The organism is Variovorax sp. 160MFSha2.1, from assembly GCF_048305075.1.
In the GTDB taxonomy this organism is placed as follows: Bacteria; Pseudomonadota; Gammaproteobacteria; order Burkholderiales; family Burkholderiaceae_C; genus Variovorax; species Variovorax guangxiensis.
Map to the genome: position 1 here is coordinate 41,097 of NZ_CP157625.1, position 13,578 is coordinate 54,674.

9 protein-coding genes and 1 pseudogene are annotated in these 13,578 nt (G+C 57.0%); 4 read left to right on the top strand and 6 right to left on the bottom strand.

Annotation, left to right across the window (positions count from 1 at the left end; all coding sequences use genetic code 11):
- Positions 1-61: 61 nt before the first annotated feature.
- Complete coding sequence (locus tag ABL838_RS31595; protein ID WP_418126182.1) at positions 62-571, top strand: hypothetical protein; 510 nt, start codon at positions 62-64, stop codon at positions 569-571.
- A gap of 207 nt (positions 572-778) precedes the next feature.
- Here the strand turns inward: ABL838_RS31595 and ABL838_RS31600 are convergent.
- From ABL838_RS31600 to ABL838_RS31625, 6 genes and pseudogenes are all read right to left on the bottom strand, one after another.
- Positions 779-910, bottom strand: a pseudogene (locus ABL838_RS31600) (IS30 family transposase); the annotation flags it as partial.
- A gap of 88 nt (positions 911-998) precedes the next feature.
- Positions 999-1,163, bottom strand: coding sequence for a hypothetical protein (locus tag ABL838_RS31605; protein WP_418126183.1), 165 nt, complete (start codon positions 1,161-1,163; stop codon positions 999-1,001).
- An 83-nt stretch (positions 1,164-1,246) separates the two neighbouring features.
- On the bottom strand, positions 1,247-2,332 hold the full coding sequence (locus ABL838_RS31610; protein WP_418126184.1) for a hypothetical protein: 1,086 nt from the start codon (positions 2,330-2,332) through the stop codon (positions 1,247-1,249).
- 1 nt (position 2,333) lies between these two features.
- On the bottom strand, positions 2,334-3,968 hold the full coding sequence (locus tag ABL838_RS31615) for a restriction system-associated AAA family ATPase (RefSeq protein WP_418126185.1): 1,635 nt from the start codon (positions 3,966-3,968) through the stop codon (positions 2,334-2,336).
- Positions 3,965-5,617: a restriction endonuclease subunit S gene (locus tag ABL838_RS31620; RefSeq protein WP_418126186.1), complete on the bottom strand. Its 1,653-nt coding sequence runs from the start codon at positions 5,615-5,617 to the stop codon at positions 3,965-3,967. The genes ABL838_RS31615 and ABL838_RS31620 overlap by 4 nt, the downstream gene beginning before the upstream one ends.
- A complete protein-coding gene (locus ABL838_RS31625) occupies positions 5,614-7,092 on the bottom strand; it encodes an N-6 DNA methylase (RefSeq protein WP_418126187.1) in 1,479 nt (492 codons plus the stop codon). Before ABL838_RS31625 ends, ABL838_RS31620 begins: the two co-directional genes overlap by 4 nt.
- 989 nt (positions 7,093-8,081) lie before the next feature.
- Here ABL838_RS31625 and ABL838_RS31630 point away from each other — a divergent pair.
- From ABL838_RS31630 to ABL838_RS31640, 3 genes are all read left to right on the top strand, one after another.
- Entirely contained in the window at positions 8,082-11,063 is a 2,982-nt protein-coding gene (locus ABL838_RS31630; protein WP_418126188.1) for an ATP-binding protein, read from the top strand.
- Positions 11,060-11,779 carry a hypothetical protein gene (locus ABL838_RS31635; protein ID WP_418126189.1) on the top strand — a complete coding sequence of 240 codons (720 nt, stop codon included), beginning with the start codon at positions 11,060-11,062 and terminating at the stop codon, positions 11,777-11,779. Before ABL838_RS31630 ends, ABL838_RS31635 begins: the two co-directional genes overlap by 4 nt.
- Positions 11,780-12,159: 380 nt before the next feature.
- Positions 12,160-13,296: a DUF4268 domain-containing protein gene (locus ABL838_RS31640; RefSeq protein ID WP_418126190.1), complete on the top strand. Its 1,137-nt coding sequence runs from the start codon at positions 12,160-12,162 to the stop codon at positions 13,294-13,296.
- Positions 13,297-13,578 lie beyond the last annotated feature (282 nt).

A 13,578-nucleotide genomic window follows, 5' to 3' on the forward strand; every position in this document is an offset into this window, starting at 1 on the left:
CGTCGTCTAAGAAATCGGCGGATCAGCTTCGGAGAACCGTGCTCAATGAAGGGCGGACATCATGGACGTCAAAGCCAAATCGCCAAACGAGTGTTCGCCGCAAGAGCTCGTCCAGTTCGAAGCGCTCGTCTTAGAGGGCGGTGAGGTCGACCCCATAGGGTTGGCTGGGCGCATCAGGTGCGCTGTCGCTCTCGCGTTTCTGTTGGACGAGAGCGCAATCCTGGGCGTCGCGGGATTGAAAGAGCCGAGCGTGGGCTACCGCGCGAAGGTGATGAAAGGGGCGCTGACCAGCATCCCCGCTGATCGGTATCCGTTCGAGCTTGGCTGGGTTTACGTGTGTCCGGGCATACGTGGCGGGAAGTCCAAAATGCTGTGCGAGGCGCTCGTTCTGCACGCCCCTGGTCGTGGAATGTTCGCAACTTCTAGGGTAAATAACCCGTGGATGCACGCCACGCTCGAAGGAAAAGGGTTCAAGCGGACTGGAGCAGAGTGGCCGTCGGGACAGAACTCGGCCAAGCTCGCCCTGTTCCTTTTCGAACCTACCGAGAAGACCCTGCAGAGTTCGAGCTGAGATCGCACAGCCTAGAAGACGCTGCCTGGGACGAGGCCTACTATCAGATGCCTCAGGGTTGATCGCGAAGTCCGGGATGGTTTCCGCAGGTCCCCGTCCAGGATGTCTTCGACGCAGGAGAATGGCCGCTTATCCTTGTACGACCAGTTAGTGCTTCTTTACGCACGTACGCCTGTGGGAGTTGAAGGTCCGCAAACGCTGGCGGATTCAACCGGTCGATGCAACGGTCTGGCTGAACATCTCAGCCGGCGTGTGGAAGCCAAGGGTCTTTCTCGGCCTCTCGTCCAATTGTCTCGCCAACGCGTTGAGCTTGGCTTGTGAGTAGGTCGAGATGTCGATGTCTACCAACGCGATGTCTTGGCCTACCAAGAGCGGTAGTTCGTCAAGCGCGGCGTTCACTGCTTCCTGCAAACTGACGCGGTCTGGGTCAGACCTTGCCGCTAGTGGTGCCGGACCCAGATTTGCTACGTTTTTTGCCGGTCGCAGCTTCGTCCTTCGACTTCTGCCACTCTTGCTTGAGCAGTTGCGTCGCTTTTTCCAGCTCTGCCAATGTCAGGTTCGTCAGCGGGATCGATCCCTGAACGCCCGCCATCCTTCCCATCTCGTGGCTTTACAGGCCCGGAGAACTGGCTTTGCTTTTTGCGTGTCGGGGTGAAGCGGGTGAATGCGGCGTCTTCAATACGGGTCTTGCATCAGCGCTGGCGGAGGTGGACTGCCAGTCAGGTCCCGCAGTATCGGCAGTAGCCTTTGGCAGCCAGCGGCACACCGGCGAACCAGAAACCTGAATACAGCGGCCTTTAGAAAAGCCCGATCCCGGAATCCCTGTCCCGTCAGATACTGCTCGTAACGTTGCACGGCATCCATGACATCATTGTCACCAGTGAACTGGAGTGCAGCCGTCATGCAGTAGTTGCGGAAGTCACCCAGCCACTGCATGAAAGTTCTCTCATCCAGTACGTCGCGGGTCCAGCGTTCCCTGATATGGAATATCTCGTTCCAAGTATCCACCGCCTCGCCTGAGGGCAGCAGGTCGATAACCCATGCCGAGATGATCGGTCCAGCGGTTTCTTCGTCAACAATGCTGTTGTCTAGGGAGACGCTGATGCCTTGCGTATCGAATGGATCGATTGCTAGCCGGCGCTCGCCTGTCGCTCGGCGCAGAGGGTCCTGGGTTTTCTTATAGGCAGAATTGCAGCGTCCGCCCATGGGTGCAAGATTGCGCAGGTTCGCTGCCGCAAACGGATATTTCGATCTTGGTATGTAGTGGTCGAGATCTTCCTGAGGTGCTCCGGGTGCATCCAGGCCCTCGCAACCACAAAAGGGACAAATTCTTGCCGGGATCACTTTGCACAGCAGTTCGTATTGCCGCTGTCGAATCTCGAACGAGGTCAGGAGTTCGAAGGCAAAGGTAAAGAGCGCCTTCGCCGGTTCTCGTGTGCCCGCCGGCAATTCAGCAAGCTCCGCACAGTCACACTGTCCGGCAAGCAACGCTGAAATCTTGTTCTGTGCATCGATCGCGTTGAACAGCAGTTGACGCCCTGCAGGATCGAGGGCCCTAACGGCTTGCTCGTAGGTGATGAATCGCTCGGCGAGACCGCTTCGGCCCAAAAGCTTGTCGCGGTAATCGACCATAAGGATGTTGGGCCATTCCGGCATCGGTTCACCGTCGTCGACGAGCTTGTGAACAGCTTTTACGGCCGCGAGGACAACGTCGTGCAGCCAGTTGTCTGCTGTGGCCGCGGCGGGGTATGGAAACAGCATGCTAGGGAACGGATCGACGCTTGAGTTGTCGGACCCGATCAGCCAGCATGATCTTCTCAACCGAGTCGCCCAACTCGTTCATGCCTTTCTGAATCTTATCGGGGTCATCGGATGACTTCAGCTCTTCGATTATTGCCATGGGAACTTCGGAGATTGGTGGGCGGATCTCGAAGCACTCGGCAAGTATCGCGTCGAAGGTCGTCCCGAAAGTCTCAATATCTGGATGGCGATACTGGATAGCTCCCGTACCGGCATCTTTGCTAAATATAAAAACGCGCTCCCTCGGCATATCGGAAGCAACGAATGGCGAATGCGTTGTCAGAAGTCCATCCTGCATAGAAGCTTGGCTCTTTTCGTCTCGCTTGCCGCCGGCAGTGGGAAGCGCAAGAACTTTCGACAACAGCTTTACTCGCCACCGCGGGTTGAAGTGAGACTCCGGCTCGTCCAGCAGGAAGAGAGCATTCTGAAAAGAGACCATGCACATGGTCCCTAGGAGCTGCGCCATCTGATGCTCCCCATCAGAGAGCGACACGTAATCGACGGAGGCTCCAGCGTTGGCAGCATCAAAGACGACACGCTCGAACCGGAAGACCTTGTCCTCGTCCTGGGGCTCGGGCAACCGTGAGGCGAACTTCCGTTGTTGCGCCTCGCGCCGGAAACGGTCTCGGGTTGTCTTGGGGATCGCCAGATCATTCAGCATGGCGAGCTTGTGAAACGCCTCATACAAGTCCAAGGCGGTCGACCAGAAGTGGCCAAATGCCTTGCGGGTTTCGTCGTCCACCAGAAAGTCGAACGTGTAGGTGTCGGTCTCAGCCTGATAGCTATAGCTCGTGGCACAGCGCTGCAACTGGTCCAGATAGCATTCAAGCTCATCGGTCAGCTGAATTCCCTTGCGACGTCGCACACCGGTCTTTGCTGGCGGAGCCTTTGGGGCGGCTGAGTGTGCGAGCTGAACAACACATCTGAAGGAGTGAAGATCCTGGACCCGGGCATCTTCAAGCAAGGCGGCGCGCTGTTCGTCCGAACCGAGCAGTAGGTTTGCCACCAGCACTTCGAGGTGCGTGCCATAGTCGATCAGCATCAAGCGTGTATCGGGTATCTTGTTCCCTCGCTTCGCCTCGTCCAACGCGTGACGACCAACCTCGTCTGCATAGCCGCTGCGAGACACGAGGAATGGCAGACTCAGGGTCTCGTTTGCGCCGGACGTGTAGCCAATCACTTTTGCAGGGAGCAGCGCCGCCGTCGCTGGGGCGGAGAGCTCACAGGTGATCCATTCGCCAGCATCCTTCCTGGCCATCTCGACTGCCGGTCTGCGGCGTCCCTGGGCAAGCCGCCTAGCTCTGACGTGAACCGGCCGCTCCTGGTCGCGTACGAAGATCAGGTACTCGATTTCGAACTGTAGATCGGGATTGCCTTCCGCACGTTCCTCGTCAGGCGCAGTTGCATGCAGGAGGGCCTGGAAGGCCTCAGCGATGACCTGGATGAACTGGGATTTTCCTGCACCATTCGGACCGATCAGGCACAGCGGCTCGAATGTGGAGTCGCTGGTTGTTGCGTCGCGTAAGCGCACATCGAGGCCGTCCAGTAGGCCACCGCAGGATCTTGCCGACAGGATTCGGACGCGCAGGAGCTTCACTCGCTAACCCGCCTTATCTTCATCGAGCCAGAGCCGGCGTCGAAGAACTGCGCCACGCCAGAATTCGTGTCGGCAAGTGCCGCGAATAGCTCGTCCTTGATCGACTCATAGTCGCCGCTGGCCGCTTGTCGAAGCTCGTCAAAGGTGAAATCGTCGCTTGACATTGCGGCAATGGTGTCTGCAAGACTCTTGGCTTTCGGCCTCAATTCTGATCTCCCTTGAGACTTTGTGCGCCCTCGGGCGACAGGGGTGCTCTGCCTAGACAGGGCAATACGTTCGAGAAGATCTGCTGCCGGTTCATCATCAGGGTCTTGCGGAACGAGTTCGCCACGGAACGCTCTAGTAAGTAAGACTGGCTGCAGACCATCGATCCTTGCACGGATGGCGTGGTATTTTGCTTCGATGGTATCGGCGAGCTCAACGAGGCTTTCGACGCGACGGACAATTTCAACTTGCTCCTCGGGCGCCGGCAAGGGGATCGGGACACGGCGGACATCGGCAAGATTCAGACCTGGCATGTCAATCCCCCGGTAGTGGGCGTGAAGCCAGCGCTGGGTCTCCGGGGCTTCGAGCGCTATTGCCAGAAATTCGGTGCAAATCAGGTCCGATGGTCTGAAGCGCGCAGTGCCCTGAGTGATGTTTGCTCCAGTCAGCGACTCAGGCACGATGGCCACTTTCGTGGCCCGAATGATGCCGAGTAGGACGTCTCCCCCTTGCAACGCGGAGCGCCCGTATCGTTGTGCGATCTCTGGGCTCGTGTGGAGTAGTTGGTCGACGAGGATTTTTCCATCGACGATGTCCATGCCACGAATGTATGGAACGCCTGACTGTAGTTTGGGCCCGGGCTGAACGATGCCATACACAATATCCGCTCCTTGCCGCACGACGTCCGAAGCTGGCAAGACTTTCCAGCTCGTTGGAAGTTCATCGAGCCATTCGGTCAATTGTGATTTCTGCGGGGTTGTCTCCGCAATCGTCTTGGCTGGCCTACCAGATATCGGCCTTGTGCCCGCAAGCTGCGGATCGTCCTCGCTTCGCCAGTCGGAAGTCAGCACGCCGCGCACGGCGGCCGAGAACAATGCCTCCCTGAATCGGCGCAAAAGAGTAGGTACGCGGTCTAGGTGTCTGCGGCTGGCATCCAAGCGGGAAAGCAGTGCATCGAGCTTACCTGCGATGCGTTTTTGCTCCGACAGAGGAGCAAGAACAAACGGTGCTGCCTTGCCCGCATCCGTTCCGAGCCGTGGCATGTTCATGCCGTGACTCATGGCATTCACATAGTTCAAGAACGTCGGATGCTTCAGCCAGTGGAACAGGTAGCCGGCATCCACCTCCTTGGGGGGGCGCAGCGGAAGGATCTCTGTCGTGCAGTAGCCGTCTTGCTCCGCTTTAAGGACCTTGCAAAGGTAGGGTCTCAGCTTTCCGTAAAGCACATCACCCTTGCGGAATTGGTTCTTCGTGCTCTTGGACTGCCTTTCCGAAAACAGCTTCCGGTGTAGGAGGCGTGATGTGTCTTTCTCGATGTCCTCGAGTTCAAGAATCCAAGCGTCAGGAGCGATTTCGTCAGGTTCGAATTTGTCGGTACTACCGTAGGCAATCACATCTCCTAGCCGACATTGCACCCAGCCGCGAGGCAAGCCAACGTCGCTCATTCCTGCGACTCCTCGACTTCTTCGCCAAGAATTTCTAGGATACTTCGCAGCTCGTCGAGCGCTGCTTCCAGTTGCTCGATCGTTTCCCGCGCCAGCGCCGCTGGATCTGACGAATTCTCCGTTCCATCCGCGCTCTCATCTTTCAACCAAGCGATGTCGAGATTGTCGCCGCGCTTGGCAATCCATTCGCGACTAAAGGCGCGCCAGCGGCTTTGTTCTCCACGATCCCGCCTTTTGGAGAGCGCCTTCGTTCCACCACGGGGATCGTCACCAAAGGCTGTCTCGAAGTCCGCAAAATGCTCACGGGTCAGCGCGGTTCGCTTGCCGAACTGCGGTAGGTCGGCTCGAAGGTCGTAGAGCCAAGTCTGCCGTGTGTTTCCTTTGTCGGTAGTGCCACGAGTGAAGAAGAGCACGTTGGTTTTTACGCCTTGGGCGTAAAAAATGCCAGTGGGCAGCCGCAGAATGGTATGCAGATTGCACTTGTCCATAAGGTCACGGCGTATCTCGGCCCCTACGTTACCTTCGAACAGCACATTGTCAGGCAGGATCACAGCCGCACGACCGCCGGGTGTCAAGGCTCCGACGATGTGCTGGACGAAGCATAGTTGTTTGTTGCTGGTGGGAAACGGAAGGTCGGTGCGGCTCGGAAGCCCCCCGCCTTTTTTGCTGCCGAAAGGCGGATTCGTCAAGATCAGCGTGGCCCCGGCTTTGCTCAATGTTTCGCCGTCGGGACCTAAGGTGTCGCCATAGTGGATGCCGCCCTTTCCGGGGCCGCTTCCCGAGTTGCTGTCGATGCCATGCAGCATCAGATTCATCAGCGCCAAGCGGTGCGTGTCCTGCACATGCTCCATCCCGAAAAAGGTGGCACTGCGCAGCTTACGTTGCTGCGGCGGGGTCAGAGCATTGAAATCGTGCTGTGCCTTTAGTTCGTGGTGCGCTGCAATTAGGAAGCCGCCAGTGCCGGCTGCAGGGTCCTGGATACGGTCATCCAACGAGGGCTTCATTACGCGCACCATGCAGTCGATCAGCACGCGCGGGGTGAAGTATTGTCCGGCGCCGCTCTTCTTCTCGTTGGCATTTTTCTCGAGCAAGCCTTCGTAGAGGTCTCCAAGACCTTCCTGGCGTGCGCTGTACCAGTCAAGCCGATCAATTTCGGTGACAAGCGTTGACAGGGTTGCCGGCTTTTTAATGGAACTGCTTGCATTGGCAAAAATTTCCTTTGCCAGAGCCGAACCATGGTTGCCGAGATGGATGAGCGCCTTCTTGTAGAACTCCAGACGCTCAGCAGAACTTCTGGCGGTCAGATCGGCCCAGCGGTAGCCTTTGGGAAGTTTTCGATGCTGGCCAGTCTCTTCGGCCATCTTCAAAAACAGCAGATAGGTCAGTTCTGTGACGTATTCATGGTAGGTGACGCCGTCATCCTTTAGGACGTTGCACAGGTTCCAGAGCTTGCCGACGATGTCTTGGGTGGTCATTCGAGAGTATTCTTGGGCTCGTGACCCGCAGTCACGTTGACCCCTTGTGGCGCAACTGGCGGCCAAAGACGCCACGAGCGTTTCGCTCTTGCGGGTCTCGAGGCCCTTGGCGCGCCAAATTTCCAGGTATGCTTTCTGTCTTGTGTGGCCTGGACCGCGTGTGCGTCGTCGTACGAAACGGACACGACCCGGTTCAGGTCTCGCCCCGATTCTGCCGGAAATGCGATCAATTTCTCCCGCCAAGTAGCAGCAATATCCGGAGCCAGAAGTTCCTCCCGACTCGGAAATTCCTGACCTGTCGGAAGGGCAACGACCCGCACTGCTGTAATCGAGCCTCACCCACTCCCGTCCGGACCTCAGACATTTCCCGCCGAGCCAGCCTTTGGATGGCATGTGGGCCACCGCGGTCTCACGCATGGAGCGCGCATTCTAGGGGCGCTTCCGAAGCAGAGGGCCCTTCGCGCTCACAGGAAAAGTGGACGGCGTCTCGGAACGGGGAGAATACGGAGAGATTAAAAGGAGATCGTCCGATGTCGCTGCCTGCGCATGAATTACGGAACTCAGCCAAAGGACACGAACTCCTGCGGCAGCACTGGGTGGATGGGACTCCGCTCGTGGCGATCTGGGGGCAAGCTGCAGGATGGTCTGAATCGTCTCCAGACCCGGTTCTAGAGCGCGCTCTGCATCACGCTTCGCGACTGGGGTCTTCGTGGAAGTCGCTCCTCAACAGCGAGCCGCTCCAAGATGATTTCTATCTTTGGTTAGCGGACCGATTCAGTCACCGTCCCGCGTCTCAAGTAACGGTTGAGGCCGCGCGAGCGCCTTGGTGCGCAATTTTCGCGACATCCATTGATAACGGCCTTGCAAATTGCGTTGCAGGCGATGGGCGAGAGCCCGAAATTGTCTTGCAGGGTGAGCCCGCGCCGCGAACCCTACGCAATAAGCGGCGCCCACCCTTCTACTATCTCTTCGGCCAAGCAGGTCAGCGCGTGGCTGCACTCATGCCGCCCGTCACTCGGCAAGCCCTGGCAGTCCGCCGCATGCAGCACGCCAGCGCCATGTTGCGGCGGTTGCAGGAGACCGCGACACCCTTGGGTCTGATCGTCATAGATGGGTACGATCCCAAATTTGATTGGCTGAGGGCTGACGATCTTCTCGCAGCAATCAGCGGGGCACCGATCGAAGGTGTACTTTGGTGCGGGCCGGAACCGAGTTTCTCGGATGACGACCAAGTGGCGTACGACGAGCTCGTCCAGAGGCGAGTTGTCGTTCGCGACCCCAAGGTGCTAGGCGCAATTGTCAACGAGCTGGTCCAGAACATGGACGTGCCCGAAACTTCGCGCTGGGACGATCCCGAGGTGGTCACACTGAAAGGTGGCCGGATCGTCAAGACGACCCCTAACCTGCGCCTCGTGACGCAGGCATCCGCGAGTCTTATCGATGACTCATGGACTGGCATGTTGGAGCCTCTTTCTGAGATCGAGACGGATGCCGCGTTCCAAGCGTTCCATGCTACGTCGACGAGCTTTCGTTCCGTCGCTGATGGGGTCCGCCGTGGATTCGCAATCGAGCGTGCATTTGAGGAGGGGCTTCACAAGCGAGTCGATCAAGCGTTGGAACATCATCACAGCGCCTCGGCAATTGTCCTGCATGGTCAATCGGGCGTAGGCAAGACCATTGCGTTTGCTCGCTTGGCGGTGCGAGCGAAGGAGCGCGGTTATGCCGTTCTTTTCGTCAATCGTCGAGTACCTCAAGCATCGGATTTGAGTGATTTCCTCGCTACCGTGGATCAACAGCAAGGCGTCACCTTGCTATTGGTCGACACCATGTCGCCGGTTTCGCGATACGACGACTTACTACGAGCACTGCGAAGCGTTGGGCACCGAGTGGTTGTCGTCGGGTCTTCGTATCGCATTGATCTCAAATTAGCAGCTGCAAACCGCTTCGTCGAAGCCAAGGCGTTGTTGGACAAGGATGAACAGGTACACCTTGTTGATCTGGCCGACCGTTTTATGCCGGCCTTAGTCAAGGCGATCAAGAAGGAAAAATCCAATCAGTACGTTCTAGCTGGCTTTTATCGACTTCTTCCTCATAGTCGTGCACGCCTTTCTGAAGGTCTTGGGAAAGAAGTTGACAGTACCCGAGTAGCTCTGAATACGAAAGCTGCCCAGTTCAAATCCGTCACAGATGGGGCAATTGCCCGAGCCCTTATTGCGGCTGGCTATCCCATCGGGCAATCAACGCTCCTCCCAACTTCGCTCGATGACATCCATGATTCGCCCGAAGCCAGGGCTATCGATTTGGTAATGGTTAGCAGCCGTCTATTTAAGGCAGCTCCGCTAAGTATTGTCCTGCGCGCAATGGGGGCTCATCAGGGGGGCAGTGACGCCTACAACTTCGATACGCTACTCGGCCTAATCCGAAGTCAGGACCTCTTTCGCTGGATTTATGCCGATGAGGAGCAAACCGATATTCTGGTCGAGGCACGCCTGCAAATCGAAGCGCGCCTGATCTGCGAAGCTCGTTTTGGTAGCGCCGAGCGTGAAGCCGAGGCCATCATTCGCTTGATAGGAGCAGCGACACGAGCTGGCCCAGAGCCGAATGGCGAGACCGCATATATCGTTGAGTTGGTACACGCAGTAGGACCCGACGGTCCGGAAGGGGGGCGTTACAACAATAGCTACGCATCCATTGCGCGTGCACTCACAAACCTTCGTGCGACAACAGCTGTGCCAAACGCCCGTCTTATGTTGCAAGAATCGGTACTGCGTCGACACTACTTACGCATTCACAAGACCATCGGGCAATCGCAAAAAGCTGAACTTCTCAATGAGGCTGTTTTGGCGGTTGAAGAGGCCCTCCACCAAATCGAAGGGAACGGGGGCTATGGCATCTTTGCTTCGCGGCAAACGAAAGACAACCTCTGGAATGAGCGGGCCGCAACGTACGGTTTCGTCGCAACTGATTTGGTTCAGCACGGTCGGAGTAATGAAGCGTATGCCGCCTACAAGGCCGCACATGATGCAGCCGCCCTTGCCCGAGCGAGAAGGGACTCGTCGTTCTCAATCGATGTGTCGCTATGGATGCCGACCGGCATTCTTCGACACGGAAAATCGTTGACGGAGACGCAGAGGCTTGAAATTGCTGCCGACCTCAAGTCGTCTATCGATTCCGTCGACGACACCATGTACGACGACGTGCAGAAAGCAAAGTTTCAGACGCGCCGTTTAGGGGCCGGAGAAGCTATGAGAGATGCCACGATTTCCGATGATGCTTTTGGCCGCCTCGATAAGGCGGGGTCGACTGCCGGTTACTTCATGCGTGCACGCAATCTTGCTCCTGACACGAAGGGCCAGGCAGAGCCGACCGCTAGAGATGTTGCCAGCGCTCAGGATTGCGTTGCCTACTTGCGGGAGCACTATGTCAAGGTATGTCAAGACGAACGCTGTCTCCGGCTACTGCTCGACATGGAGTGGGTGGTTCGCACCCGGAAGTGGTTAATGCGCGGCCTCCGGCAGCCGTTTCCCAACGTCGATTCGACGCAGAAGGTCGTGCATACGCTGGTTGAGGACATGGCGGCCCTCGGTGAGGATACGCTGGCAACCAAGTACCGCTATCTCCGTGCGCTTACGACTTGGCTTGAGGGGAATCAAACGGCCAGTACCACTATGTGGAACGAGTTGGAATTCGACACTCAGTTTGCCGACTCTCAACGAGTTTCCGTTCGTCACGTTCTTACAGATGGTCAAGGCCTGCCAATCATGCACCGAGGCGTAGTCGAACGGCAGATCGGCCCCGGGCGCTACTCAGTGCGAGTAGATGGACTAGGAATGGCCATCGACTTCATTGCCGAGTACTTCCCTCACGCAGATGTTGCTGTCGGCCGAACCGTTGCTAACTTTGCTATTGCGTTCAACTACCGAGGACCACTAGCGGATCCCCCAGGCGGAGTGCGGAGGGGGATCCGATGAACTTCGGTCAAGTGGAAGCTGCAGCTACGGCGCTGACCGATCTAATAAACCGAGACCTTGGCCGAGATGCAATCAAGCCAATGACTCTTGAGACGCCGCAACCGCCTCCCGATGAACTGCACCTTATTCGATTGGTTGTATGGTGCTATGGGTTCTTCTACGAAGCTGCTGCGGACGTCCTGAAGGAATGTAAGGCCCTTATGAAGCAGGGCGTGCCCGAGCGCACCAATCGTTATGACGCAGGAACCAGAACAATCAGCAACCTAAGGACTTATAAGGTTCACAATCTGCCACCGAGTAAGAACAATGACAGAAAACGCGAGGCGGCGCAGACTTGGCTTAAAGAATTCAGCACTGGAACTGAAGGCATGGAGCTCGCCTCTCAACGCCTTTGTGAGATGGCACTGGCAGTGATTGAAGATGTGAGTTTTATATGGAAGGCGGCGACCAAAGATCCCGACGACGCTTCTCAATTGATTCGAGTCGTTAAAGCTGCGCTCGACAATTCTTGGGCCGTCCACGAGCTGCATCAAATGGCGAGGGAGGCCGCAGATGAGATCCAACTATCCGGCTTCGACCCGAAAACCTTTTGCGAAGGCTATATTGAGGAGTGGCGCCAAGTAGGTAGTTGCTTTCTCGACAGGGCATCGGGGGCTATAGGTATCCGACGAGCCATCGGCATTACCATGCGCGGGGTCTTCGGACCAGGTACTTAAAGGTTCGGAAACTTAGAGAGCGGTGGGCTGCTGCCGGTATCGTGGGCGCCGTCCTAAACTGCGAGATAGTCGAACACGTCGACATGCCTGTTTCCTGGTCGGCAGAGCTTGCAGCGGCTTGTTCTTCAGTGAATCGAAGAAGCTCTCCATGGCCGAGATGTCCCGGCCCGAGCCCGGGCAACGCGGCCGGCCTGCCCGTGTCGTCGTCCGGGCCGTGCGCCTGTCCCCCGTTCCCGGTATGCTGACTGCGCCTTACATGGGCGGAGGAAGACATGAATCTGAGGAACAGCAGAGATTGAAGAGTAGCCACCATCCCTCGGGAGGGCTTGGCGCTTGGTGAGCGCCTCCGCACCCTCTGTCCATCGATGACAACGCTAGCCATGTACCGAATCAACCAAGTCTCTAACCGGATCACAAAGGTCAAGAATGTCAGCTTCAGTGACTTGAAGATGAGCGAGCGGTATCACCTTCAGGAATGGCTCGCAAACCAAGCCGATGCTCTGGGCGAGGAGTTGCTGATTTGCGCCAAGGAGTTCAATGGTTTCGATGAGACGAAAGAGCGACTTGACCTCTTGGCAATCGACAAGAAAGGTGCGCTGGTCATCATCGAGAACAAGCTCGATGACTCAGGCAAGGATGTCGTGTGGCAGTCGCTCAAATACGCCTCTTACTGCTCGACGCTATCGAAAACCAGCATTGCCGAGATTTATCAAAAGTATCTCGACAAGGAGAAGCCCGGCCAAGACGCCAAGGCGCTCATATGCGAGTTCCTCCAAGAGGAAACCTTCGAGGAGGTGGTACTGAATCTCGGCAACGACCAGCGAATCATCATGGTCGCCGCCCAGTTTCGCAAGGAAGTTACTTCCACGGTGCTTTGGCTTCTGAAGCACCGGATTTTTCTGAAATGCTTCAAGGCCACTCCTTTCCAGGACGGCAACGATTTGTTCCTCACCATTGAGCAGGTCATCCCGCTGCCCGAGGCTGAAGAGCTGATGATCGGCATTTCTCAAAAAGAGGTCGAAGAACAGGACGCGGAGCGGGGGAACGCCACGCGGTCGCAGTTCAGAATCGAGTTCTGGCATCAGATGCTGGAGGCGTTGAAAGATGCAGGCGTGCAGCGATACCTGAATGTGAGCCCGATGAAGGACAACTGGCTATATGCCCGTTGCGGGTTGCACAACGTGCACTACGGTATGATTTTCACGAAGAACGAGGTTCGCGTGGAGTTCGGCATCGCTCGGGATTTGAAGGAGCAAAACAAGGCTCTTTTCGATCTGCTGTACAAGCAGCGTGATTCGTTGAATTCGACCTTCGGTGCGGAACTCAATTGGCGTCGAATGGACGACAAGAAAGCATCCGCGATCGACTTCTCGAAGGACTTCGATGGCCACAATCGAGAGGCTTGGCCTGAAATGATCAGGTGGCTGGTGGAGCATATGCAGCGCTTGGAGAAGGCGTTCGAGCCGCAGTTGCCGGCGTTGCGGGCCGCGCTGGCCCAGCTTCCGAGTGAAGCCTAGGGGGCGTCTGACGCCGAGGCCTGACGGCCGGCTGAAGCTTGGGTTGGATCGATATCGGAACGCAACCAACCTGGCAGAAGCTGTCGGGCTATTCGAGTTCGCTTACGGTGCCGGCGCTCTCAACACATTCGGGGCTTTGCCGCGAAGCGTATCGGCGCAGCACCCGTGCCTATGCCGCTGTAAGCAATGTTCGATAAATGCGAATGAACGAGGATCTCGTGTCAATAAATGTGAATCTGCCTAGGAGCTATTGGCTCGCGCAGATTCGAATCGCATTGTCTT

Bases quoted from the DNA above. Each gene is read 5' to 3' on its own strand.
- ABL838_RS31595 (WP_418126182.1), top strand. From the start codon at position 62: ATGGACGTCAAAGCCAAATCGCCAAACGAGTGTTCGCCGCAAGAGCTC.
- ABL838_RS31605 (WP_418126183.1), bottom strand. From the start codon at position 1,163: ATGGCGGGCGTTCAGGGATCGATCCCGCTGACGAACCTGACATTGGCA.
- ABL838_RS31610 (WP_418126184.1), bottom strand. From the start codon at position 2,332: ATGCTGTTTCCATACCCCGCCGCGGCCACAGCAGACAACTGGCTGCAC.
- ABL838_RS31620 (WP_418126186.1), bottom strand. From the start codon at position 5,617: ATGAGCGACGTTGGCTTGCCTCGCGGCTGGGTGCAATGTCGGCTAGGA.
- ABL838_RS31625 (WP_418126187.1), bottom strand. From the start codon at position 7,092: ATGACCACCCAAGACATCGTCGGCAAGCTCTGGAACCTGTGCAACGTC.
- ABL838_RS31635 (WP_418126189.1), top strand. From the start codon at position 11,060: ATGAACTTCGGTCAAGTGGAAGCTGCAGCTACGGCGCTGACCGATCTA.
- ABL838_RS31640 (WP_418126190.1), top strand. From the start codon at position 12,160: ATGTACCGAATCAACCAAGTCTCTAACCGGATCACAAAGGTCAAGAAT.